Annotated in this window: 24 protein-coding genes and 4 pseudogenes; 15 read left to right on the forward strand and 13 right to left on the reverse strand. The window is 67.9% G+C overall.

What is annotated here, in order from left to right:
• Positions 1-68: 68 nt before the first annotated feature.
• The 3 genes from PGN25_13970 to PGN25_13980 all read right to left on the reverse strand — a co-directional run bounded on the left by PGN25_13970 (position 69) and on the right by PGN25_13980 (position 3,551).
• Positions 69-356 carry a GIY-YIG nuclease family protein gene (locus tag PGN25_13970; protein ID MEH3118659.1) on the reverse strand — a complete coding sequence of 96 codons (288 nt, stop codon included), beginning with the start codon at positions 354-356 and terminating at the stop codon, positions 69-71.
• Between the two features lie 237 nt (positions 357-593).
• Positions 594-1,688: a GTP-binding protein gene (locus PGN25_13975; GenBank protein ID MEH3118660.1), complete on the reverse strand. Its 1,095-nt coding sequence runs from the start codon at positions 1,686-1,688 to the stop codon at positions 594-596.
• 375 nt (positions 1,689-2,063) lie between these two features.
• Positions 2,064-3,551, reverse strand: a complete 1,488-nt coding sequence (locus tag PGN25_13980; GenBank protein MEH3118661.1) for a D-alanyl-D-alanine carboxypeptidase — start codon at positions 3,549-3,551, stop codon at positions 2,064-2,066.
• 286 nt (positions 3,552-3,837) lie between these two features.
• Between PGN25_13980 and queE the strand changes: the two genes are divergently transcribed.
• The 9 genes and pseudogenes from queE to PGN25_14025 all read left to right on the forward strand — a co-directional run bounded on the left by queE (position 3,838) and on the right by PGN25_14025 (position 8,530).
• Complete coding sequence (gene queE, locus PGN25_13985; GenBank protein MEH3118662.1) at positions 3,838-4,470, forward strand: 7-carboxy-7-deazaguanine synthase; 633 nt, start codon at positions 3,838-3,840, stop codon at positions 4,468-4,470.
• A gap of 25 nt (positions 4,471-4,495) precedes the next feature.
• Positions 4,496-4,579 (forward strand): annotated as a pseudogene (locus tag PGN25_13990) (transposase).
• A 9-nt stretch (positions 4,580-4,588) separates the two neighbouring features.
• Positions 4,589-4,945: an IS66 family insertion sequence element accessory protein TnpB gene (tnpB, locus tag PGN25_13995; GenBank protein MEH3118663.1), complete on the forward strand. Its 357-nt coding sequence runs from the start codon at positions 4,589-4,591 to the stop codon at positions 4,943-4,945.
• A gap of 106 nt (positions 4,946-5,051) precedes the next feature.
• Positions 5,052-6,021 (forward strand): annotated as a pseudogene (locus tag PGN25_14000) (IS66 family transposase).
• 159 nt (positions 6,022-6,180) lie between these two features.
• Positions 6,181-6,282: pseudogene (locus PGN25_14005) on the forward strand (hypothetical protein).
• Positions 6,283-6,371: 89 nt separating this feature from the next.
• Complete coding sequence (locus PGN25_14010; protein MEH3118664.1) at positions 6,372-6,635, forward strand: hypothetical protein; 264 nt, start codon at positions 6,372-6,374, stop codon at positions 6,633-6,635.
• Between the two features lie 96 nt (positions 6,636-6,731).
• Positions 6,732-7,076 (forward strand): winged helix-turn-helix domain-containing protein, encoded by a 345-nt coding sequence (locus PGN25_14015; protein ID MEH3118665.1) that lies wholly within the window; start codon positions 6,732-6,734, stop codon positions 7,074-7,076.
• A 92-nt stretch (positions 7,077-7,168) separates the two neighbouring features.
• A complete protein-coding gene (locus PGN25_14020; GenBank protein MEH3118666.1) occupies positions 7,169-7,834 on the forward strand; it encodes a hypothetical protein in 666 nt (221 codons plus the stop codon).
• Between the two features lie 282 nt (positions 7,835-8,116).
• Complete coding sequence (locus PGN25_14025; protein MEH3118667.1) at positions 8,117-8,530, forward strand: DUF2478 domain-containing protein; 414 nt, start codon at positions 8,117-8,119, stop codon at positions 8,528-8,530.
• 49 nt (positions 8,531-8,579) lie between these two features.
• On the opposite strand, the gene PGN25_14030 is transcribed toward PGN25_14025, so the two are convergent.
• The 6 genes from PGN25_14030 to PGN25_14055 all read right to left on the reverse strand — a co-directional run bounded on the left by PGN25_14030 (position 8,580) and on the right by PGN25_14055 (position 14,325).
• Positions 8,580-8,924 (reverse strand): avidin/streptavidin family protein, encoded by a 345-nt coding sequence (locus PGN25_14030; protein ID MEH3118668.1) that lies wholly within the window; start codon positions 8,922-8,924, stop codon positions 8,580-8,582.
• Positions 8,925-9,380: 456 nt separating this feature from the next.
• Positions 9,381-9,884 (reverse strand): HPP family protein, encoded by a 504-nt coding sequence (locus PGN25_14035; GenBank protein MEH3118669.1) that lies wholly within the window; start codon positions 9,882-9,884, stop codon positions 9,381-9,383.
• Between the two features lie 86 nt (positions 9,885-9,970).
• Positions 9,971-11,137 carry an NAD-dependent formate dehydrogenase gene (locus PGN25_14040; GenBank protein ID MEH3118670.1) on the reverse strand — a complete coding sequence of 389 codons (1,167 nt, stop codon included), beginning with the start codon at positions 11,135-11,137 and terminating at the stop codon, positions 9,971-9,973.
• A 213-nt stretch (positions 11,138-11,350) separates the two neighbouring features.
• Entirely contained in the window at positions 11,351-12,274 is a 924-nt protein-coding gene (locus tag PGN25_14045; GenBank protein MEH3118671.1) for a LysR family transcriptional regulator, read from the reverse strand.
• 87 nt (positions 12,275-12,361) lie between these two features.
• Complete coding sequence (locus tag PGN25_14050) at positions 12,362-13,240, reverse strand: hypothetical protein (GenBank protein MEH3118672.1); 879 nt, start codon at positions 13,238-13,240, stop codon at positions 12,362-12,364.
• A gap of 581 nt (positions 13,241-13,821) precedes the next feature.
• Positions 13,822-14,325, reverse strand: a complete 504-nt coding sequence (locus tag PGN25_14055; protein ID MEH3118673.1) for a hypothetical protein — start codon at positions 14,323-14,325, stop codon at positions 13,822-13,824.
• Between the two features lie 332 nt (positions 14,326-14,657).
• Here PGN25_14055 and PGN25_14060 point away from each other — a divergent pair, with 332 nt between their 5' ends.
• Complete coding sequence (locus tag PGN25_14060) at positions 14,658-14,975, forward strand: hypothetical protein (protein ID MEH3118674.1); 318 nt, start codon at positions 14,658-14,660, stop codon at positions 14,973-14,975.
• Between the two features lie 94 nt (positions 14,976-15,069).
• Complete coding sequence (locus PGN25_14065) at positions 15,070-15,348, forward strand: hypothetical protein (protein MEH3118675.1); 279 nt, start codon at positions 15,070-15,072, stop codon at positions 15,346-15,348.
• A 7-nt stretch (positions 15,349-15,355) separates the two neighbouring features.
• Here the strand turns inward: PGN25_14065 and PGN25_14070 are convergent, their stop codons facing one another.
• Both PGN25_14070 and PGN25_14075 read right to left on the reverse strand, forming a co-directional pair.
• Positions 15,356-15,910, reverse strand: coding sequence for a transposase (locus PGN25_14070; protein ID MEH3118676.1), 555 nt, complete (start codon positions 15,908-15,910; stop codon positions 15,356-15,358).
• Entirely contained in the window at positions 15,823-16,434 is a 612-nt protein-coding gene (locus PGN25_14075; GenBank protein ID MEH3118677.1) for a winged helix-turn-helix domain-containing protein, read from the reverse strand. Before PGN25_14075 ends, PGN25_14070 begins: the two co-directional genes overlap by 88 nt.
• 239 nt (positions 16,435-16,673) lie before the next feature.
• Here PGN25_14075 and ggt point away from each other — a divergent pair, with 239 nt between their 5' ends.
• The 4 genes and pseudogenes from ggt (at position 16,674) to PGN25_14095 (ending at position 20,056) form a co-directional block, all read left to right on the forward strand.
• Positions 16,674-18,428: a gamma-glutamyltransferase gene (ggt, locus tag PGN25_14080; GenBank protein MEH3118678.1), complete on the forward strand. Its 1,755-nt coding sequence runs from the start codon at positions 16,674-16,676 to the stop codon at positions 18,426-18,428.
• Between the two features lie 81 nt (positions 18,429-18,509).
• Positions 18,510-19,301, forward strand: coding sequence for a lysophospholipid acyltransferase family protein (locus tag PGN25_14085; GenBank protein ID MEH3118679.1), 792 nt, complete (start codon positions 18,510-18,512; stop codon positions 19,299-19,301).
• A gap of 187 nt (positions 19,302-19,488) precedes the next feature.
• Positions 19,489-19,668: pseudogene (locus tag PGN25_14090) on the forward strand (BrnT family toxin).
• A 58-nt stretch (positions 19,669-19,726) separates the two neighbouring features.
• The gene (locus PGN25_14095) at positions 19,727-20,056 is read left to right on the forward strand and encodes a BrnA antitoxin family protein (protein MEH3118680.1); all 330 of its coding nucleotides are present in this window, start codon (positions 19,727-19,729) and stop codon (positions 20,054-20,056) included.
• Positions 20,057-20,372: 316 nt separating this feature from the next.
• Here the strand turns inward: PGN25_14095 and PGN25_14100 are convergent, their stop codons facing one another.
• Together PGN25_14100 and metW are read right to left on the reverse strand one after the other, a co-directional pair.
• Positions 20,373-20,876 carry a hypothetical protein gene (locus PGN25_14100; GenBank protein ID MEH3118681.1) on the reverse strand — a complete coding sequence of 168 codons (504 nt, stop codon included), beginning with the start codon at positions 20,874-20,876 and terminating at the stop codon, positions 20,373-20,375.
• Positions 20,873-21,562: a methionine biosynthesis protein MetW gene (metW, locus tag PGN25_14105; GenBank protein MEH3118682.1), complete on the reverse strand. Its 690-nt coding sequence runs from the start codon at positions 21,560-21,562 to the stop codon at positions 20,873-20,875. Before metW ends, PGN25_14100 begins: the two co-directional genes overlap by 4 nt.
• Position 21,563: the final 1 nt, after the last annotated feature.

Here is a 21,563-nt window from a genome sequence, read left to right on the forward strand (position 1 = left end):
CATCGTCATTGCGAGCGAAGCGAAGCAATCCAGAGCGCGACCCCGGCCGGTCGCGCCTGCGGGGAATATCAGGCGAGATCGGGGTAGAGGTCGCGCCAACCGGGGTTCAGCATCTCGATCAGGGCCAGCTTCCTGCTTCTCGACCCAGCCTTGATCTGCTTTTCGCGTGAAATGGCCTCGACCATCGTCTCGTGCGGCTCGTACCAGACCAGAAGCTTGCAGCCGTAGCGGGTCGTGAAGCCAGCCATCAGCCCCTCGCGATGTTCATAGGCACGTCGCGAAAGGTTCGAGGTAACACCCGTATAGAGCGTCCCATTGCGTGCACTCGCCATGATGTAGACGACGGGCTGCCGCATCGATCGCGTCCTGGAGCCGTATCATTTTCCGGCACAATCCTAGCGTTCAAATTTGCAGATGTCGCGCTCCTGGATTGCTTCGCTTCGCTCGCAATGACGGTGCGGGCTACCGTCATTGCGAGGCGAAGCCGAAGCAATCCAGAGCGCGACGGCGCCGGACGAGGTTGTCGCTGTCCGGCACACCCTGCGTCCGCGCGAACGCCCGACGCCGCGTCATGGCGAGCGGAATGGCGCCCGCTACCCCCCTGGGATCGCCAGCGGATTCTCCGTGAGCGCCGCCCGGTCCGGCGTGTCCGGGGCGGCCTTGCCCAGGAAGGCGTCCCAGATCCGGCGGACGAAGGCCGGGTCGAGGTCGCGCACGATCAGCACCAGCCGCGAGCGGCGGTCGGCGTCGGGCCATGCGGGCAGCGTCACCGGCGCGTGGACGACGTGCTGCACCCCGTGGACCACCACCGGATACCCGGGGTCGTCGGCGAGCGCCACCAGCCCCTTGAGCCGCAGGAGCTTCGGCCCGTGGGCCGAGCGCAGGAGATCCAGAAACATCTCGAAGGCCGGCCGCGGCACCGGCGCGTCGCTGGTCAGATGGAAGGCGCGGATCGCCGCATCGTGGCGGTTGACGTCGTGATGATGGTGGCCGTGCTCGTGCCCGTGGCCGTGATCCTCGGCACCGAGCCAGGCGCGCACGTCCTCACCCTTGCCGTCGAGGCCGAACAGGCCCCCGAGCAGACACGTCGCCGGCACGTCGGAGCCGTGGATCGCCGCGCCCGGATTGAGGGTGGAGAGCCGGTTTCGAAGCCCTTCGGGCTCGGCGCCGGGCAGGTCGGCCTTGGTCAGCACGAGGTGGTCGGCCACCGCCGCCTGCCGCAGGGCCTCGCCGTGGGCATCGAGGGTGCCGGCGCCGTTGACCGCATCGACCACGGTCACGACGCCCTGGAGCCGGAAGCGGATCGCGAGATAGGGGTGGTAGATCAGCGCGTGCAGGATCGGGGCGGGGTCGGCCAGTCCCGTGGTCTCGATCACGACCCGGCGGAACGGGTCGATGCGGCCGTTGTCGCGGCGCCGCAGGAGGTCTTCGAGCGTCGCGATCAGGTCGCCGCGCACGGTGCAGCACAGGCAGCCGGCCCCGAGCAGGATCATCCCCTCGTCGACCGTCTCGATCAGCAGGTGGTCGAGCCCGACCTCGCCGAACTCGTTGACGATCACCACCGTGTCGGCGAGCGCCGGATCGGTGAGCAGGCGGTTGAGCAGCGTGGTCTTGCCCGCACCGAGGAAGCCCGTGAGCACGGTGAGCGGGATCGGCTCGGGGCGACCGGGTTTTTCGGAGTGGGGCATGGTGGGACGGCTTTCGAGATAGCTCGCGAGATAGCTCGGTTGCGCTGCGGCACCCCCTCTCCCCGCCCGAAGTCGGGCCGGCCCGACTTCGGTAGCCGCCTGCTGACCCCGGGCAGGCCCGGGATCAGGCGGGGAGAGGCCCTCGGGCACCCCACCGTGCCTGCGGGAAGCGGCGGCGGAGCCGAAGGGCGGCGAGGGGGCTTTACCGGAAGAGGCCCGTCCTGAACCGCCCCCTCACCTTCGGCTGCCGCCTCGCTTCATGCCCCGACGAGGGGCATGAAGCCCTCTCCCCGCTTGCGGGGAGAGAGGCGTGGCGGATGTCGCAGCGTATGTCTCGGCAACGATATGATCGTGCCGGGCGTCCGCGAAAACCCCTTACGACTCGTCGTTCTTCGCCCTCTTGTCCGCCTTCTTGGCGGCGGGCTTGGCCTCGGGCTTCTTCGCCGCCGGCTTGTGCGCCGGTTTCGCAGCGGGCTTGGCCGCAGCCTTCGGCGCGGATTCGACCGCGGTGTAGGCGCTGGTCGCGGCCGGCACGCCCTTGTCCTTGCCGGCGATCTTCGCGGCGGGTTTCGGCGCGGTCACCGCGGCGGCGCGGGCCTTGGCCGCCTTCTCCGCCGCCGCCTGCCGGGTCGCTTGGCGGGCGGCCTCCTTGGCCGCCTTGGCCTCGGCGCGCTTGCGCTGGGCGGCCTCCTGCGCCGCCTGCCGGGCCGCCTGCTTCGAGGCCTGCGCCTCCTGCTCCTCGCGGGCGAGCGCCATCGCGCCCTCGGTCGGGCTGCTGCCGGTCCAGACGGGAATCGGCTGCAGCGGCGCCCGCGGCGGCAGGGTGCGCCCGCGAACGTTGGCGCTGCTCAGGGCCGCGAAGGCGAGGCTGGAGGCGTCCGCGGTCGCCGAGCCGAGGAGCTGCGTCGCCGCGCCGCTGACGGCCGGGCCGCTCGCGGTCAGGGCGCCGGGCCCCTCGTCGACCGGTATCGGCTTGCGCTTGTCGCAGATGTAGGGCCGCATGTCCGGCGGCGCGGCGACGTTCGAGGAAGGCAGCGAGTCCAGCGTCGGCGCGGTCCAGCCCGCGGACTGGCCGAAGCCGTAATCGAACAGGTCGGCGGCCTTGATGTCGCGCTCGCGGGCGCTCGGCTGGCCCATCACCACGGCGATGATCCGGCGGCCGCCCCGCGTGGCGCTCGCCACCACGTTGAAGCCGCCCGAGCAGATGAAGCCGGTCTTCATGCCGTCGGCCCCGGCATAGCGCCCGAGCAGGCCGTTGTGGTTGGCCATCACGGCCTTGCCGTACTGGATCGCCGAGATCGAGAACAGGCCCTGCTGGTCGGGGAAGTCGCGCATCAGGGCCCGCGCCAGGATCGCCATGTCGCGGGCGCTCGTCCACTGCCGCGGCTCGGGCAGGCCGTTGGGATTGTACCAGCGGCTCTCGCGCATGCCGATCTTGTGCGCGGTCTCGTTCATCATGTCGGCGAAGCCCTCGACCGAGCCGCCGAGCCCTTCGCCGATCGCCCAGGACACGTCGTTGGCCGACTTGACCATGATGATCTTCAGGGCGTTGTCGAGGGTGATCCGGGTGCCCGGCCTGAAGCCCATCTTCGAGGGCGGCTCGGCGGCGGCGGCGGCTGAGATCGTCAGCAGCGTGTCGAGGGAGACCTTGCCCTGGCGCACCATGTCGAGGGCGACGTAGGTGGTCATCAGCTTGGTGATCGAGGCCGGATACCAGGGATCGGTCGCGCCCTGGCTGTAGAGCACCTTGCCGGACTCGGCCTCCACGACGAGGATCGGCGCGGTCACCGCCGCGGCCGTTCCCGCCATCAGGCCGAGGGCGGCGAACGCGCCGATCAGCCGTCCCCAAACACGGTTCACCATCGGGCCAATCTCGAAAGGGTGTGAGGGCGCGGGACGCCGCGGATCAGGGATTTTCGTTGCCGGCACCGGACGCGTCGAGGAGGGGCGTCCGGCAGGTTCGGAGAGGATATCCGCCCATCAACGTGCCCTCCGTGGCAAGAGCATGGCAGAGCGAGCATGGCAGAGCGGGCGGTCGAGTCCACGGTGACGCTACCGATCCCGGCCGTGTTCCCGAAAAATCCGGCACCGCTTGGCCTTCCGCCGCTCCCGGGGCTATGGGCAGGGACGCTACGCGAAACGAAACCCGATGTCCTACGCGGTCAAGGAACTCTTCCACACACTTCAGGGCGAGGGCGCCCAGGCCGGCCGGGCAGCGGTGTTCTGCCGGTTTTCCGGCTGCAATCTCTGGTCCGGACGCGAGGCCGACCGGGCGGAGGCCGCCTGCCGCTTCTGCGACACCGATTTCGTCGGCATGGACGGGGATGGCGGCGGGCGTTTTTCCGACGCCGCGGCGCTCGCCGCCGCCATCGCCGCGACCTGGGCCGGGGGCGCGGCCAACCGCTACGTCGTCTTCACCGGCGGCGAACCGCTGCTCCAGCTCGACGAAGGGCTGATCGCCGCGGTCCATGCCCACGGCTTCGAGGTCGCGGTGGAGACGAACGGGACGCTGGCCGCGCCGCCCGGCATCGACTGGATCTGCGTCAGCCCCAAAGCCGGCAACGCACTGGTCCAGGCCTCCGGGCACGAGCTGAAGCTCGTCTATCCGCAGGCCGAGGCCCTGCCCGAGCGCTTCGCGGATCTGCCCTTCCGCCACCGCTTCCTCCAGCCGATGGACGGGCCGGAGGCGGCCGCCAACACCGCCGCGGCGGTCGCCTATTGCCGGTCGGACGCCCGCTGGCGGCTCTCGCTCCAGACGCACAAGATCATCGGGATTCCGTGACGGCTCGGACGGCGGGTGCATCGATCCGGGGATGATGGTGGCGCTGCTGCTCTACGGCTACAGCCGCGGCCTGTACTCCTCGCGTCAGCTCGCCCGGGCCTGCGCTGAAGGGCAGCGCGTGATCGGGCCGACGGGCGCGGTGCGCGTCATGGTGGCCACGAAGCCGGTGGACTTCCGTAAGGGCGCGGACGGTCTGGCGGCGCTGGTGCGCGAGAGCCTGGGCGCCGACCCGTTCAGCGGCGCGGTCTACGTCTTCCGCGCGCGGCGTGCCGACCGGATCAAGCTCGTCTACTTCGACGGTACCGGGGTGTGCCTGCTGTCGAAGCGGCTGGAGGACGGGACGTTCTGCTGGCCGGCTGTCACCGACGGGGTGGTGCGGCTCACGGCGGCGCAGCTGCAGGCCCTCCTGGAAGGGCTCGACTGGCGGCGCGTGCACACGGTTCGGCCGGCGCCCGTGCCGGTGGCCGCGAGCTGACCCCGGGGGCTGATCGCGCTGGCAAACCCTTGCGATCCATGCTCAAATCGCCCCCGTGAGCGAGCCGAGCCCGCGCCTGCCGGACGATCCCGCCGCCCTGAAGGCGATGCTGGCGGCGCGCGAGGCCGAGATCGACCGGCTGCACCAGATCATCAGGGAGCTGCAGCGTCACCGCTTCGGGCGCCGGGCCGAGAGCCTGCCCGTGGACCCGCTGCTCCTGGGCCTGGAGGAGGTCGAGCAGATCGAGGCGGAAGGCTTCGCCGAGACCGACGCTGCCGACGAGATCGCCCGCGAGAGCCGCGCCCGCACGCGTCGCGCCAACCGCGGCTCCCTGCCGGCGCATCTGCCGCGCGTCGAGCGGGTGATCGACCTCGACGACCGCACTTGCCCCTGTTGCCGCGGCGATCTGCACGTCATCGGCGAGGATGTCGCCGAGCGCCTCGACGTCGTGCCGGCCCAGTTCCGGGTCGTCGTCACCCGCCGGCCGAAGTATGCCTGCCGGGCGTGCGAGGACGTGATCGTGCAGACGCCGGCGCCCGCCCGCCTCGTCGAGGGCGGGATCCCGACAGAGGCGAGCGTGGCGCACGTGCTGGTGTCCAAATACGCCGACCACCTGCCGCTCTACCGACAGGCGCAGATCTACGCGCGCCAGGGCGTAAACCTCGACCGCTCGACCCTGGCCGACTGGGTGGGCAAGGCCGCCTTCCTGCTGCGGCCGGTACACGCGCGGCTGTTCGAGCGGCTGAAGGCGTCGGATCGGCTGTTTGCCGACGAGACCACCGCGCCGGTGCTCGACCCGGGCCGCGGCCAGACCAAGACCGGCCAGTTGTTCGCCTACGCCCGCGACGACCGGCCCTGGGGCGGCCTCGACCCGCCCGGCGTCGCCTACCTCTACGCGCCCGACCGCAAGGCCGAGCATCCGATCCGCCACCTCGCCGGCTTCGTCGGCACGCTGCAGGTCGACGGCTATGCCGGCTGCGAGGTGCTGGCCGCGCGCGGCGGCGTGAGCCTCGCCTTCTGCCTTCTGCTGGGCGCACGTGCGGCGGCGGTTCTACGAGCTGGCCAAGGCCGGCCCTGAAGGCGCTGGTCCGAGCCCGGGGCGGGGTGCCGCTCGATCTCGGTATCGCGTCCGACAACGTGGCCGTCCTTTCCGTCACCCTTCACGGGCGCTCGCAACGGAGGGAATCGATCTTCTCGTCACGTCGGGTGGGGCATCGGTCGGAGACTTCGATCTGCTGAGCCCGATCCTCGGCGGCCTGGGCTTCGAGCCTGCGTTTCGAAAGGTCCGCATGCGGCCGGGCAAGGCGACCCTGTTCGGGCGGCTCGGACACCTCCCAGTCTTGGGGCTGCCCGGAAATGCCGTGGCGGCGCTGGTGAGCGCGCTCCTCTTCCTCAAATCGGCGATGTCGCGGCTGGCAGGGGCCGGATGGGCGGGGAACTGTCGCCAGAGCGAGCCGTCCTGGCGACGCCACTGCCGGCAACAGGGCCGCGCACGACGTTTCTGCGGGGCCAACTCGGCCGCGATGGGCAGGGCATACCGACGTTTTCCGTCCTGGCGGATCAAGACAACGTCATGCTCTCGAGGCTGGCTCTCGCCGACGCTCTCGTCATCCGCCCGGCCGATGCGCTTCCGGCCGCAACGGGCGAGCCGGTGGCAGTCCTCCGTTTCGATCTCAGCCCCGGTTTCTAAAGGGAGGACGCATCCGCCGAGATCGGCCGCCATGACGCGGGCCTCGTCTTCGTCCGTGCAGGCGCTTAGAACGATTCGAACAGCGCGAGGAGAGTGATGGCCCGCTTGAGCATCCGCATCGATCTCGGACCGGATTGGCGGATCGGGCCGGGCAAGGTTCAGCTCCTCGAAGCGATCGCCGAGCACGGCTCGATCTCCGCGGCGGGTCGGGCGCTGGGCATGTCCTACCGCCGCGCCTGGCTCTTGGTCGAGGACATGAACAAGGGCTTCGGGCGCCCGGTGATCGAAGCGCAGATCGGCGGCAAGGCGGGTGGCGGTGCCCGGCTCTCGGCCTTCGGCACCGACGTCGTCGCGCATTACCGGGCGATCGAGCGCGCCGCCGAGAAGGCGGCCGCACCGTTCCTCGCCCGCCTGACGCAACCGGCCGACCCGGCCGCGTAGGATCGTCAGTTCGGAATGGCTCTGGCCAAGGTGCACGTTTTGCGTCACTGACGCTATATCTGATTGGATATAGCAGTCACACAGAGTCGCTCGTGGCGCACGGCTCTTATCACGATGGACCCGCCCTGCTCGCCCTGAAATCGAGCGTCGGACGCCCCGTTCCCCTGTCGCCGGAGGCCGTCGTGGCGGCGGAGAGGCCGAGGGACCGGATCTGGGAGCTGACTGAGACGCTGCATTGCTCCATTATCGGAACCTGTCTGACCACGGCCGACGGCCGGTCCCTGCTGGCCAAGCTCGGCGTCGCGGCGGCGCGCACGATGAGCGAGCACCGGCTGCACGGCGAAGTCGTCCACCTCGCCCGGCGTAAGGACGGGGGCGGGAAGCTGCTGCAGAAGATGCTCGATCGCCGCCACGAGCGGGAGATCCGCCGCTTCGACAAGGCCCGTACCGTCGATGAAGTGCGCGCCCTCTGGCGCGAGTCGGATGCGAAGGGATCGCCGGTGGGTGCAGACCTCACCAGCGGGCGGTGGCTTTGGAGCGATGGAAGCTTGGCGGGCATCGAGCGGACCATCGCGAACGGTGTGCCTGAGCCGAAGGAGCATGGGGGGGCCATGCCTCCGATGGACGGTGTCGCCCTGTCTGAGCCCGATCTGAAGGCGGTGGCGGCCTATGTCTGGGCCGTTGGGCATTCTTCAGCCTTAGCCGATCCAGCCACACGACCGAGCCGGAACGTCACCGCTGTATCCAAAATACCATAGCGATAACGGCCGGTCCGAGATAGCCTGATCTTCAGCTCGTTCCTGAGACCAGCGAGTGATCCTCCGGCGTACCCCTCCCATGGGGTGCGCCGCTTTCATGCCGCGATTGGCTGACGTAGGTGAGGACGAGGGACGCGAGCGCCCTACAGTCGACACCGTTCTCGAAGCGGAGGGCGAGCGGCATGGCAACGCCGGTCCCGGCCCTGACGGGGGGCGTCGAACCCCACGATCCAGGCGCTCCTGCTAACCAGCGCATGGCGTTGGCATCATGCCGGGCGACGGATCGTCGGTGTTGTCGAAGTTCCTTCTTCTAAGGGAGTTGGACATCGGCTCGAGGATCTTGCGACCGGTGCGCAGTACGAGATCTACCAGGAGTTGGGATCCGGCTCCGGAGCCTGCCGGCTCTGCGGTTCGGGGATCATCGAGGCTTGTGAGAGTGTCTGCCGCCAAATCGCCGCCGGTTGCGATCTCGTGGTAATCAGCAAGTTCGGCAAGCTCGAAGCGACCCGTAGCGGCCTCATCGCAGCCTTCTCCGCGGCGATCGTGGCGGAGAAGCCGATCCTGACAGCGGTTGCTCCGAGCTTCGTGGAAGCATGGCAGTGCTTTGCCGGCCCGCTTGCCAGCTTCTCGGCTCCGGACGAGGAAGCGATTGAAGCATGGTGTTTGATGCAAAAGGCCAAATCTTGCGGAATCTAAAAACATATTGCGATATTGTACCTTCACTTGCTTGATAGGATACACTGAATCAGCATTCATATTTGCAGAATACGGAAGATTTAACCTCTTTCGACCGCGAAATATCCAGCTCGTTTGTGACACGTTCGACCACATGATAGACGAGATGTATTTCAGGTCTCGCTGGATCAGGTGTTTGCAGAAGTCGCCCGGTCCAACTGGTCACCGTGCCGGGCGCGGATGAGCTCGTGACGAAACCGATCAACTCGCCTTCGGCAGAACCAACCAGAATTCGTCCTCGACACGGTGCTACAATCTCAGCCCGACTTGGCGTGTACGTTCCCGAGATCGCCTCGCCATACTGGGACAAGTGGATCTCGGCACCACATTCATTGCGCCAGCGGCCCTCGAACATTGGCTTCCTCACCTCTGTCTGTACGCCTGTCCGTCATGCATGGCGGGTGCGGATGAATATCGTTATGCAATTTCATATATAGCGAATGATCCTCCTTGTCGCCTCGACCCCGCTGCGCCCCATGCACGGGTGGGCTGCAGATGCAGGATGTCCGACAAGGCTCATACTCACCAGAGTCGGATGCTGCCGCGTCGTCTCAAGTCAGGCCAACCCCTTACGTTTGATGAGGCCGGCTGAGGCGGGCCTCTTTTCGCCGGAAGATAGATGTCTCATCAGATCTCATAAAATATTTCGGCCTTTCGATTTTTTATGCACGCCGGCAGAATATAGAACCAGCATCGAGACTGCTATTACAGCGAAGATTGCAATCAGCATGATCGCTTCGTCTCCTCGCTAACGGACGCCGGCTTTCAGCGTGAGGAAAGGCCCCACACCGTCTCCAGCATTTCCGAGGCCTCAGTGCGCCGGCGCCGGATGCCTGAGGACGTACCTCCTAAACAGCATTCCGGCGGCGACGATCGTCAGGGCACCGGTCAGAACCGGAACGATGAGAAAGTTCCAACTCGCCCCCGCCAGGATCACGACGATCGGATCGGCACCGGCCGGGGGATGAACCGTCTTCGTAAGAAGCATGGTGACGATGGCGAGGCCGACGCCGAGACCGAAGGCCAGGGCCGTCGAGCCCAAACAGGAAAAGATGAGGAGGCCCATCACCGTCGAGACGACGTGGCCGCCGATCACGTTGCGCGGCTGAGCGAGGGGGCTCTGCGGCAAGCCGAACACCAGCACGCAGCTGGCACCGAATGGTGCGATGAGCAGACCTGCCCCGAACCGGGCTGTGACCTCCGCCAGCAGGAAGATGACGCCGAAGCCACCGAGTCCAGCCATGAGGATCGAGCCCGTTGCGGTAAGAGGCACGGCGCGTGCGAACCGTTGCCTCAGGCTCTGATGCGACGCCATGAGTCTCCAAGCCTTGTCGGTGCGGGTCGTCTGAAGGAGTTGACTGGGGCGGCCGGGCGCCGACAGGGTGCCCGGCCGGGGGAGCCTCAGGCTTTTTTGCCGGCGCTGTAGGAATGCGCGCCGACACCGGCGAGCGTGCCGCCTTCGACGATCAGGTACTCGTTCCGGATCTGCCGCTTCTCGAAGTAGCATTCGAGGATCTCGCGGGTGCCGGCCGCGTAGCGAGTTTGGGCGGAGAGCGAGGTGCCGGAGATGTGCGGGGTCATGCCGTGATGCGGCATCGAGCGCCACGGATGGTCCTCGGGCGCTGGCTGCGGATACCAGACATCGCCGGCATAGCCCGCGAGCTGTCCGCTCTCGAGGGCGCGGACGATGGCGTCGCGATCGGCGAGCTTGCCGCGGGCCGTGTTGACGAGATAGGCGCCGCGCTTGAACAGCTTGAGCGTCTCGTCGTTGATCATGCCCTCGGTCTCCGGGTGGAGCGGGCAGTTGAGGGTGACCACGTCGCAGACGCCGTACATCTCCTCGCGGCTGGCGTGCCACGTCAGGCCGAGTTCCCGCTCGACCGACTCGGGCAACCGGTGGCGGTCGGTATAGTGCAGGTGCATGTCGAATGGCTTCAGGCGCTTCAGCACCGCGAGGCCGATGCGGCCGGCGGCCACCGTGCCGACATGCATGCCCTCGACATCGTAGGAGCGCGCGACGCAGTCGGCGATGTTCCAGCCGCCCTTCATCACCCACTGATAGGACGGGATGTAGTTGCGCACGAGGCCGAGGATCATCATCACCACGTGCTCGGCGACGCTGATCGAGTTGCAGAAGGTCACCTCGGCGACGGTGATGTCGTGCTTGATCGCCGCGTCGAGGTCGGTGTGATCGGAGCCGATCCCGGCGGTGACGATGATCTTGAGGTTCTTGGCCTTCTCGATCCGCTCGGCGGTCATGTAGGCCGGCCAGAACGGCTGGGAGATCACGATCTCTGCGTCGTGAAGATGCTGGTCGAGAACGGAATCGGAGCCCTCCTTCGAGGAGGTGACGATCAACTCGTGACCGAGGCCTTCGAGGTATGTGCGCAGGCCCAGTTCGCCGGAAACGCTCCCGAGCAGGGTGCCGGGCCGGAAGTCGATGGCCTTGGGCGTCGGCAGCGTCTGGCCGTCGGAATAGCGCTCGATCTTGGGTAGATCGTCGCGGGCATATGAGGTCGGATATCCGTCGACGGGATCGTCGTAGAGAACGAGAACGATCTTGGCCATCGCTGACTCCCTTTGTCGGCTTGCAAAGGGGATCGCCTCAGTCGAGCAAAACTGATCACGATGCGTGCGTTGCATTGCGTTGACAGGCGTTTCCCCGCTCGAAGATGTGCCGGCTCTGTCTTTTACTGCAAGCCGGCTCGAGCGAGATGAACTTCCGTTCTCATCACCTCGATATCAAATGAAAGTCCTTGATGATCTGATCGACGCGGCCGATCAGGGCGAAGGCAGCGCCGCCGTCCAGGCCGGGGATTCTTCCAGCCGGAAGTTCAGCGTGGCGCGCAGAAGCGCGGAGGCCATCGGCGGCAGGGGATCACGGTCGGTGAAGACGAGCCCGACACTCTGCCGGGGCGTCGTTTCCGCGAAGTCGCGCATGGCCAGGGCATCGGTGCCGCCGAACAGGTGCCGGAAAGTATGCGGCACGATGCTGACGAACCCGCCCTCACGCAAATGCGCGCAGACACCGAGGAACGAGTTGCTGACGACGGTCGGGCGCAGGACCACTCCGAACGTATCCGCCAAGCCGTCGAGGATCCGGCGGTTCTGCATCTCCTCGCTCAGCAGGCAGAGCCGCTGGCGGCTCGCCTGCACCCAGCTCACCCGCGCCTCGGCCGCCAGCGGATGATCGGCCCTCATCGCGAGGATGTAGCGCTCGTGATAGAGCGGCACGCGCCGCACCCGTTCGAGCGGTTCGTTCTCGAGATAGGTCAGGCCGGCCTCGATCTCGAAGCCGTCGAGGCCCTTCTGGATCTCGCGGGAGGAGAGCGAGCGGATCTCGATCGAGGCGTCGGGATGCACCTCCCGGAACCGCGTCGAGAGGAAGCCGACCGCGCCCATCGCCGCCGGAATGACGCCCAGTCGCAGCGTGCCCTTGAGGCCGGTGCGAAGCCCGGACAGATCCTCTCGCAGGCTGTCGTAATCGATGAGGATCTGGCGCGCCCATGCGAGGAGATGTTCCCCCTCGACGGTGAGGCCCACGAAGCGCTGGTTGCGAACGACGAGGGCGACCTGAAGATCCTCCTCCAGCTTGCGCAGAGCCGCGGAGAGCGTCGATTGCGTGACGTTGCAGGCTTGGGCGGCCCGAGCGAAATGCCGCTCGCGCGCAAGGGTCACGAAGTAGGAGAGGTGCCGAACCAGCATGGCAACGCACGAAGCCTGAGAACGGACACGGTATGTCCAATTGAATATAGCCCATCAGCCGATGGTTTGCGCCGCAGATCGCCGTCATCAACGATCGTCGCCATCGCCATCGAGGATCGCGCAGGGGCGATCGGGATAGGAAAGCTCGCTCCGGCTCAGGAAGCCGAGATCCGTCAGGTCGTGCAGGTAGGTCAGAAGCGCCTCGCTCTGCGCCGCTTCGTAGACGTATCCATGCGCTGCGATGGCTTCCGCCAGCGTGGCGGCCCTGCCATCGTGAAGGTAGGGGGCGGTCTCCGGCCGCAACGCATAGTGGATCACGGGCGTCGGCAGCAGGTTCGCGACAGCTCCGAGCCCTACGGGCAGGGCGATGGCCGCTTCGGCATCCGGACCAGCACTGACGGGAGCCATCTGGCTCCATCCCGCCAACTCGGCCGGCGGCGCCAATGGCGCCGCAGGGAGATAGGACCATGTCCAAACCGTCGCAGGCATAGGGACATCGAGGCCGTGAAGCCGCAGGTCGTCATCGATCCAAATCTTTTGATCGTAGTAGTAGGCGGCTTCGTGGCCGTCCTTGCGAATGACGTTTCGCATTTCCTCAAAATACAAATTGGCATCAGATCCGAAATCGTCTACAATTTTCGCCGCGTTAGCGAGCCGTCTGGCTGTGATAATCGAGATTTCGTCCGCACTGCCGATCCGGAAGGTCTTACGCTTTCTGCGCAGATGCCATGTCGCGGTCTTGGAGCCGAGACGTAGGACTAGCTCAACCTGTTTGCCGTCGCGCCATTCCACGATCGTGCCCTTCAGCGCGCCGGATTGGACGTACTTTCTGGCCTGAAGGACCATGTCGCTCGTGATCACGAGAGTTGCGTCCGTCAGCGGCACCTGCACCTTCCGACCCTCCTCGGCCGTCAGGTTTCGGATCTTTGGTGCTGCCTCCGGCAACCTTCTCAGACCTCCGGTCATTAGTCGCTCCGTACAACCATCTGTACAACCGTGGCAGGCAGCGCCAGCACCTCACGCTGAACCGAAAAACTAGTTTTTCAATGAGTTACGGGGCATACCAGCGGATGGAGCGAAGGTATGTTTTAAGATTTTAGCCGCCGATCCGCTTCCCAAGCTGAATATCATCGGTTCGATCCCGATCGCCCGCTCCAACTAAGTGTCTCTCAGAGCCTGTTTGACTGCAGTGATCCTATCTCGCCCCTCATCCTGAGGTGCCGCGTGAGCGGCCTCGAAGGGGGCTCCAGATCCCGCGCGATTCCTGGAGCACCCTTCGAGGCCTCCGCTCCGCTCCGGCACCTCAGGATGAGGGTTCAGGATGGGAGTAGGATCTTCCTCTCGCCTTGCCGTTGCCTGACGAAGACACGGCGGCCGGTCAAACAGGCTCTCACAAAACTCCCGCTGCGCCGTCGCACCCGGAGCGAGCGCGGTCGGTGATCGGAAGTTTTGTGAGGCACTCTAACCTGCTGAAGCGTCAGCCTTTTTAACGCTCTACCGCTGACCTCGCGTTCCCCATGTTCCCCGTCGCGTTCCCCAAGGTCTGTTCAGGCCCCGTTCTTCATGCCCCGATGAGCGATGCGAAGCGTCGCCACCTTGCGTGATTTTCCGACCGCGCCGCGCGAGTAGCGCGCCGTCGTCGAAGCTTGCGTGTGGGCGGCCGCGGCCCGTGCGTCGTCGAGATCGGCGCCCGCATCCTCGGCTTCCGTGATGGTGCCGGCTCGGGCGCCCATGTTCCAGACGGCATCCGGGATGCCGGCCGCGCGTGCTACGACGCGCCACTCACGACCGAAGGCATCGCCGACGTAAGGCCGGCCTTCATCGACGGTCAGCGGCCCGACACGGCGATCTGTCGGGATCTGCGCCGCGGCCGCCTGGACGTGCGGGCAGAGTGTGAGATCGTGGGTCGCGATCGCCCCCGTCTTCGAGGTCAGGCAACCTTGGGCTGCGGTGGTGTGGGCGGTGATCGGCAATCCGGATGTGTCCAGCGTCAATGCATCGACGTGAAGGCCGTCCGGGACCGATGGCAGGGACGGCTTCGAGATCAGCATCGCGAGGCCCTCGTTCACCACGAAGGACAGCGCCCGGATCAGCCAACGGCCTCCTCACCCGCACGGGCCGCCGCAGCGGCCCCCTCAAGCGGCGGAACGCGAAGTCTCCCGACAACGGCGTGCGCCACGGCACGCGGCCCGCGGCGGGATGCCGATCGTGCAGGATGGTGAGCGCCTCTCTCGCGTCACGTCGCGCCCTTGAGAAAAATCCCTGACATTTCAGGATGTTTTCGCAATATTTCGATCCGCGCGGCGGAACGAACGGAGGCTTTGTGAACGTTTTATGACATGTTGAAGCGCACGATCGTCGTGCGTGGAGGAGGCCCATCACGATGCGGATCGTCCCAACCCTCGCAGCCGGCTTCGCGCTCGGCGCCGTCGGCGCCACGCCCGTTTGCGCCGCGCCCGCCCTGCCGCAGCCGAGTCTCGTCGCGCCGCGCACCGTCGAGACCGTGGACTGGCATCCCAGCACCCGCCACTGGGACCATCACTTCCACGCGCACCAGCCCTCGCTCCGCTACCATCAGCCGACCGAGGCGGAGCGCCGGATCCATCGGTCGATGCGCCGCCCGGCTCCGCACGCCCTGGGGGCCGAACGGTCCGGTTCCTACGGCCGGCTCGGACCGACCACCGGGATCCGGCGCTTCTGATCGGCGCGCGCACGACAGCGCTCGGCGCGGGTGCCCGAACTTTCCGGAAGGGACCGTGTTGAGGGACACGGCTTTTCTCGAGACAGGACATCCCATGCGGTTCACCACCCTCGCGCTGGCCCTGGCGCTGAGCATCCCGGCCGCCTGTGCCACGGCACAGGCGGGGGAAGAGGAACGGCCGGTGCCCTCGCCGCCGAGCCCGAAGGCCTCGGCCACGGGGCCGCGGTCGGTGCCCGGCCCCGGCACCGCCGGCACCCCGAACGAGCCGGCGGTCGTCGGCGGCACGCCGGGCGCGGTGATCGGCGGTACGCCGACCGGCGGACCGCCCGGCACCGGCGGCACCGCGGGCGGTCCGTCGCTGAGCGGGCAATGATATACCTCTACGCGGATAGCATCCCGGTTTTGGTCTGTCCGATGAGGTGGAAGCGGTCCGTGATGAGGCTGACCAAGTCGGCCTGGTGCTCGTGCAAGCGTTGGAAGAAGTCGTCGAAGGCCTGCTTGAACAGCGCGAACTTGGCGTAGGCCTTGTTGAACAGCACCTTGCGCTTCATGAAGTGCCAGAATCGCTCGATCAGGTTCAGGTTGGGCGCGTAGGACGGCAGATAGACCAGCCGCAGGCGACCGTCAGGCTGGTCGCGCCCCGTCCTCAGTTCGCGCGAGCGATTGTAGCGGGCGTTGTCGAGCACGACGGTGACGCTCTCGGCCGCCGGATGGCAGGCCGCGAGGGTCTCGAACAGGCGGATCATCGCCGCGCTGGTGATCTTCTCCTCCTGATGGTGGATCAGGCTGCGATCCGGCCAAGAGAGAGCACCGTTGAGGTTGAGCCGGGTGCGGCCATGGTTGGATTTCAGTTCGCATGGTTGGATTTCAGTTCGACGGTGGCGCCCCGCCGGATCCAGCCGTGCGCAGGCCGACCCGTGTAGGAGGGGTGGCAGCCGTCGACGAAGTCGAGCGGCGCGTCCGGCCCGGCCGCTTGCATCAGCGGGGCCAGCGTGGCGTCGAGGAAGGCCTGCTGGATGAGAGCATCCGCCTTGGCCGGCACGGATTTGGGCTTCTTGAACACGAAGCCCATCTGCCCGAGCAGGCGGGCCATGGCATGCGGAGCGTAGACGAGGCCGAAGGCCGCCTCGACCTGGGCGCACACGGCCTTGGCCGTCTGAGGCACCGCGGCGGCGATCCAGTCTGACAGGGCAGCCCGCTGAACGGCCGACAGGCGCGAGACCCGTCCCGCGTAGGCCAAGCTCTCCACGCCGGCCCGGCCGCGCTCAAAGTAGAGGGTGCGGTGTTCGGCCACCGTGCTCGCGTCGAGGTACAGCGCCGCGGCGATCCGGGCCGGCATCCAGCCGTCGTCGAGCAACAGCAGTACGTTCAACCGCCGGTGCACCGCACTGTTGAGTTGGCGCCGCATCAGCGCCAGGAAATGCGCCCGGTCCGCGGGAGACAGAATCAGCCCTGCCATCTCCACATGGAATCACGCAAACCCGCACTCGCAAACCCAAAAACAGGATTCCTTCCGAGTCGCGGTATACCAACCGGCGATGAGGATCACGCATCGCCGGTTGCCCGCGAAGGCGCGACGGCGGATGTCCGCCGGACGCAGGGAAAACGACCATCGGTCGGCGTCCAGGCAGCTTGATAGAATCGGCCGGGCGGCGGAAAGGCGTGGCCGTCTTGCGCGACCGCGATTAAGTTCGGCGCATGAGTCTCGCTTCTCCCGCCCGCTCCGCCCTCGCGCTCCTGCTCGGACTCACCTTGAGCGTGCCGGCCCGGGCACAGGCGGTCCCGCCCGCGCCCGAGCCGGCGCCGATCCAGTCGGACGAGGCGCGCCTGCTGCCGGTGCTGGCCACCCGCGGCATGGTCTCCTCGCAGGATGCACGCGCCACCCGGGTCGGCGTCGCGATCCTCGACAAGGGCGGCAACGCGGTCGATGCGGCGGTGGCGGTCGGCTTCGCGCTCGCCGTCACCCTGCCGCGGGCGGGCAATCTCGGCGGCGGCGGCTTCATGATGGTGCATCGGGCCGGGCGCAACGAGACCGTGGCGATCGACTATCGCGAGACCGCGCCCGGGGCAGCCACGGCCGACATGTTCCTGAACGGCCAAGGCGAGCCGGACCGCGGCGCCTCGACCCGGACCGGCAAGGCGGTCGGCGTGCCGGGCACGGTGCGGGGCCTGGCCGAGGCGCACCGGCGCTACGGCTCGGGCAGACTCACTCTGGCCGAGCTGATCGCCCCGGCCGAAAAGCTCGCCCGCGAGGGCATCCCGGTCGAGTCGGGGCTGGCCGATTCCCTGCCGCGGGCCTCGGGACTGCTCGGGCAATGGCCGTCGAGCCGGGCCGTGTTCTTCGAGGGCGACCACGTGCTCCCCCGCGGCGCGACGCTGCGCCAGCGCGACCTCGCCGACACCCTTCACGCCATCGCGGTCCAGGGACCGGACGCCTTCTACGAGGGACCGATCGCGGAAAGAATCGCGGCGGCGGTGCAGGGCGCGGGCGGGATCATGACGGCGGCCGATCTCGCCGCCTACCGGCCGGAGATCCGCAAGCCCGTGCGCGGCACCTATCGCGGCTACGAGATCGTCTCGATGCCGCCGCCGAGTTCCGGCGGCGTGCATCTCATCGAGATCCTCAACATCCTGGAGGGCTGCGACCTCGCCGGCATGGGCGCGGGCAGCGCCCAGGCGCTCCATACGCTGGCCGAGGCGATGAAGCCGGCCTACGCCGACCGCGCGACGTGGCTCGGCGACCCGTCGCGCACGCGGGTCCCCGTCGCCGGGCTCACCGCCAAGCCCTACGCCGCCTCTTTGCGCGAAACGATCGATCCGGCGCGGGCGCGGCCCGCCGCCGAGGTGCGCGCGGGCGACCCGCTGCCCTACGAGTCCGACCAGACCACGCATTTCTCGGTGGTCGATGCCGAGGGCAACGCCGTCTCCAACACCTACACCCTGAACTTCTCCTACGGGATCGGGCTGGTGGCCGAGGGCACCGGCGTGCTGCTCAACAACGAGATGGACGACTTCTCCGCCAAGACCGGGGCGCGCAACGCCTACGGCCTCGTCGGCGGGGAGGCCAACGCCGTGGCGCCGGGCACGCGCCCGCTCTCCTCCATGACGCCGACCTTCGTGTTCCGGGACGGCCGGCTGTTCCTCGTGACGGGGAGCCCCGGCGGCAGCCGCATCATCACGACGACGCTCCAGGTCATCGTCAACGTGCTCGATTTCCGCATGAACCTCGCCCAGGCCGTGGCGGCGCCGCGCATCCACCACCAGTGGCAGCCCGACGTGCTGATGGCGGAGGAGGGGATCTCGCCCGACACGCTCGCCCTGCTGCGGGCCAAGGGCCACACCGTGAAGGTCGGCGCGACCTCGGGCTCGGCCAATTCGGTGATGGCCGAGGACGGCCTGCTCGCCGGCGCCTCCGATCCGCGCCAGCGCGGGACGCTCGCCGAGGGGCGATGAGGATCCTGCGAAGCGGGGTTGTGGTGGGCAAGGCCGCGCCCACGCGATAAAGGAGCCCCGCGCCTCACACGCGGATCCAAGATGCTCCTCCTCCGTTCGCTCGCCTTCAGCCTCGCGTTCTACGTCGCGACCGCGCTCATCGCGGTCCTGGGGCTGCCGGCGCTCGCCTCGCGCAAGGCGGTGATCCGGGTGGCGCAGTTCTGGGGCGGCACGGTGAACGTCCTGCTGCGGGTCGTGGCCGGCACGCGGGTGGAGTTCCGCGGCCTGGAGAACATCCCGGAGGGTCCGCTGCTGGTGGCCGCCAAGCATCAGTCGGCCCTGGAGACGCTGGCGCTGACGGTCGCGTTCGAGGACTTCGCCTACGTGCTCAAGCGCGAGCTGATGTGGATTCCCGTGATCGGCTGGTATCTCGGCCGGGGCGGCATGGTGCCGATCGACCGCTCCAAGGGCGCCCGGACCATGTCCGCGCTGAACGCGGCGGCGGCGCAGGCCGTCCGCGAGGGGCGCCAGCTCATCATCTTCCCCGAGGGCACCCGCCGCCCGGCCGGCGCGCCGCCCGCCTACAAGCAGGGCGCCTCCCACCTCTACGCGGCGCTGAACGTGCCCTGCCTGCCGGTGGCGCTCAACACCGGCCTGTACTGGCGCCGCCGGGGCTTTCGCCGGATGCCGGGCACGACGGTGATCGAGTTCCTGCCGGCGATCCCGCCGGGCTTGAGCCGCGCCGCCTTCCTCGCCGAGGTGCAGACCCGCATCGAGACGGCCTCCGACGCCCTGCTGGCGGAAGGCCGGGCCGACCTCGCCCGCCACGGCCATCCGGTCGCCGTGGCGATGGCTGGTTCGGCGCCGGCGGCGGAGACGTCGGGGACGCTCTGAGATCAGGCGGACGCCAAGAGTGCCTCACAAAACTCCCGGCCACCGGTCGTTTCCCCTTCGGGCGCGACGGCGCAGCGGGAGTTTTGTGAGAGACACTAAGACGCGCACGGCCGACCGTCCGCCATGCGAGGTGGGCCGCCACATGAGGCGTTCTTGCCGGAGTTACGTTTTGTAGCTACATTCTGGTATGGGCTTTCAGTGGGATCCTGAGAAGGATTCGGTCAACCAAGCCAAGCATCTCATCAGCTTCCGGCAGGCGGCCGAGATTTTTCGGAGCTTCCGGCTGACCCGCGAGGACACCCGGCGCGATTACGGCGAACGCCGCTTCATCGCCCTCGGGGAATACGACAACGAGGTGCTGCGGGTGGTCTACACCCTGCGCGATGGAGACGTTCGCATCATCTCGGCATGGAAGGCGAACAGGCATGACCGAAAAGCCTACGCAACCGCGCGGCAAGCTCGTCCGCTTCGACAGTCTCGACGACATGCCGCCGGCCGCACCGTTGAGCCGCGCGTTCAAGGATCTGACCGAGGACGAAGCCGAGGGCCGTGCGGCCGGAGATCCGGATGCGGGTCCGATCCCGGTCGGGTTTTGGGATACGGCGAAGCCTGTCGAGACCGAGACGAAGGAGCAGATCACCTTGCGGCTCGATCCCGACGTGCTCAGGCATTTCCGAAGCACCGGAAAGGGTTATCAATCCCGGATCAACGCCGTGCTCAAAAGCTACGTGCGGGCGAAAGAGAAGGCGGTCTGATACGCCATCCGGTTGATGAGTTCGGCCTCTCCTGCGTCATCGCGAGGCGAAGCCGTGGCGATCCAGGGCGCGCCCTTTCCGGACAGGGCGCGCCCTGGATCGCTTCGCGGCCGCTCGCGAGGACGGAGGGGGGCCAAACCCGAAGCGATCAAGCGAGAAACGGTATGAAACCGTTTTTCCCGCGGGCGATTCCTGTAGACTGCGCCACGAAGACCGCCGACATTGATCGCGCGGAGCGTGGCCCGCTCGTTCGCACGTGCGTACGGTGTCTGTCCGGCGGCTCCACCGGCGCTTCGGGGTCAGGCCTCGCTTGACCTCAGCGCCTCTTGGGCACCTCTTGCAGAAGGGCGCGCACGGCACCGGGCCCGCGCAGGACGACCCGGCGGCCGGGGAAGCGCTCGACCAGGGCGAGGTTGCGTGCCCGGCGGATGCGGTTCCACGTCGCCGTGTAGCGCAGGAATTCGAAGGTGAGCTGCTCGGGACAGCCCTCGGGGCCTTCCGGGCGAACCCGCCTCAAGCTCGACAGGGTTCGCCGCAGCACCCGCGCGGTGCAGAGCCAGGCCGGCATGTCGAGGTAGATCACCGTGTCGGCCCGCGCGAACCGGGGCGCGATCGTGTCCGTATAATTGCCGTCGACCACCCAGGCGGGGAAGGCCACGATCCGCTCGACCTCGGCGCGGAAGGCCGCGGGCTCGGCCTCGACCCAGCCCGGGCGCCAGCCGTGGCGGGCCCCGAGACGTCGGGCCAGCGTCGATTTCCCGCTGCCCGGAGGCCCGAGGATCACCACCCGCCGCGGCGAGGCGTCCGGCGCAGGGGTCACCCCCGCGTCCCGCCGCGCCTCAGCAGGAACACGCCCTGCGCGCCGATCAGGTTCCAGAACCACCACGGCATCGAGAAGCGCATCGGCCGTCCCCGCGCGTCGAGGGCGGTGGCCTTCTCGATGCGGGCGCCGACGTCGCGGCACAGGCCGACGAAGTCGCGGATGGTGCAGTGGTGGATGTTGGGCGTCTCGTACCACGTCTCCGGCATGATCTCGGTGACCGGCATCCGGCCGCGGAAGGCGAGTTCGGCCCGCACCCGCCAGTGGCCGAAATTCGGGAACGAGATCACGACCTGCCGCCCGATCCGCAGCAGGTGCTCCAGCACGATGCGCGGGTTGCGGGTCGCCTGGATGGTCTGGGACAGGACCACCACGTCGAAGGCGTCGTCGGGGTAGTTGGCGAGATCGGTGTCGGCGTCGCCCTGGATCACCGGCAGGCCGCGGGCGAGGCAGGCGTTGACGCCCTCGCGCGACAGTTCGATGCCGCGTCCGTCGACCCCGCGGCGGTCGCGCAGGAGCGCCAGCAGCGAGCCGTCGCCGCAGCCGATGTCGAGCACGCGCGCGCCCGGCGGCACGAGGCCGAGCACGACGATGTGGTCGATGCGCGCCGCGCCCTCGCCGCGGGGCAGGGCCTCGGCGGCCTCCCAGGGCGCGCCGGAGGCGGCGTCGGTGAAGCTCTCGCTCATG

It is taken from the genome of Methylorubrum populi (assembly GCA_036946625.1).
In the GTDB taxonomy this organism is placed as follows: domain Bacteria; phylum Pseudomonadota; class Alphaproteobacteria; order Rhizobiales; family Beijerinckiaceae; genus Methylobacterium; species Methylobacterium populi_C.

What these genes read in the sequence shown, in the direction of transcription:
- PGN25_13970 (MEH3118659.1), bottom strand. Translation starts at nt 356, where the DNA reads ATGCGGCAGCCCGTCGTCTACATCATGGCGAGTGCACGCAATGGGACG.
- PGN25_13975 (MEH3118660.1), bottom strand. Translation starts at nt 1,688, where the DNA reads ATGCCCCACTCCGAAAAACCCGGTCGCCCCGAGCCGATCCCGCTCACC.
- PGN25_13980 (MEH3118661.1), bottom strand. Translation starts at nt 3,551, where the DNA reads ATGGTGAACCGTGTTTGGGGACGGCTGATCGGCGCGTTCGCCGCCCTC.
- queE (MEH3118662.1), top strand. Translation starts at nt 3,838, where the DNA reads ATGTCCTACGCGGTCAAGGAACTCTTCCACACACTTCAGGGCGAGGGC.
- PGN25_14010 (MEH3118664.1), top strand. Translation starts at nt 6,372, where the DNA reads ATGGGCGGGGAACTGTCGCCAGAGCGAGCCGTCCTGGCGACGCCACTG.
- PGN25_14015 (MEH3118665.1), top strand. Translation starts at nt 6,732, where the DNA reads ATGGCCCGCTTGAGCATCCGCATCGATCTCGGACCGGATTGGCGGATC.
- PGN25_14030 (MEH3118668.1), bottom strand. Translation starts at nt 8,924, where the DNA reads ATGTTCGAGGGCCGCTGGCGCAATGAATGTGGTGCCGAGATCCACTTG.
- PGN25_14035 (MEH3118669.1), bottom strand. Translation starts at nt 9,884, where the DNA reads ATGGCGTCGCATCAGAGCCTGAGGCAACGGTTCGCACGCGCCGTGCCT.
- PGN25_14040 (MEH3118670.1), bottom strand. Translation starts at nt 11,137, where the DNA reads ATGGCCAAGATCGTTCTCGTTCTCTACGACGATCCCGTCGACGGATAT.
- PGN25_14045 (MEH3118671.1), bottom strand. Translation starts at nt 12,274, where the DNA reads ATGCTGGTTCGGCACCTCTCCTACTTCGTGACCCTTGCGCGCGAGCGG.
- PGN25_14050 (MEH3118672.1), bottom strand. Translation starts at nt 13,240, where the DNA reads ATGACCGGAGGTCTGAGAAGGTTGCCGGAGGCAGCACCAAAGATCCGA.
- PGN25_14055 (MEH3118673.1), bottom strand. Translation starts at nt 14,325, where the DNA reads ATGCTGATCTCGAAGCCGTCCCTGCCATCGGTCCCGGACGGCCTTCAC.
- PGN25_14060 (MEH3118674.1), top strand. Translation starts at nt 14,658, where the DNA reads ATGCGGATCGTCCCAACCCTCGCAGCCGGCTTCGCGCTCGGCGCCGTC.
- PGN25_14065 (MEH3118675.1), top strand. Translation starts at nt 15,070, where the DNA reads ATGCGGTTCACCACCCTCGCGCTGGCCCTGGCGCTGAGCATCCCGGCC.
- PGN25_14075 (MEH3118677.1), bottom strand. Translation starts at nt 16,434, where the DNA reads ATGGCAGGGCTGATTCTGTCTCCCGCGGACCGGGCGCATTTCCTGGCG.
- ggt (MEH3118678.1), top strand. Translation starts at nt 16,674, where the DNA reads ATGAGTCTCGCTTCTCCCGCCCGCTCCGCCCTCGCGCTCCTGCTCGGA.
- PGN25_14085 (MEH3118679.1), top strand. Translation starts at nt 18,510, where the DNA reads ATGCTCCTCCTCCGTTCGCTCGCCTTCAGCCTCGCGTTCTACGTCGCG.
- PGN25_14095 (MEH3118680.1), top strand. Translation starts at nt 19,727, where the DNA reads ATGACCGAAAAGCCTACGCAACCGCGCGGCAAGCTCGTCCGCTTCGAC.
- metW (MEH3118682.1), bottom strand. Translation starts at nt 21,562, where the DNA reads ATGAGCGAGAGCTTCACCGACGCCGCCTCCGGCGCGCCCTGGGAGGCC.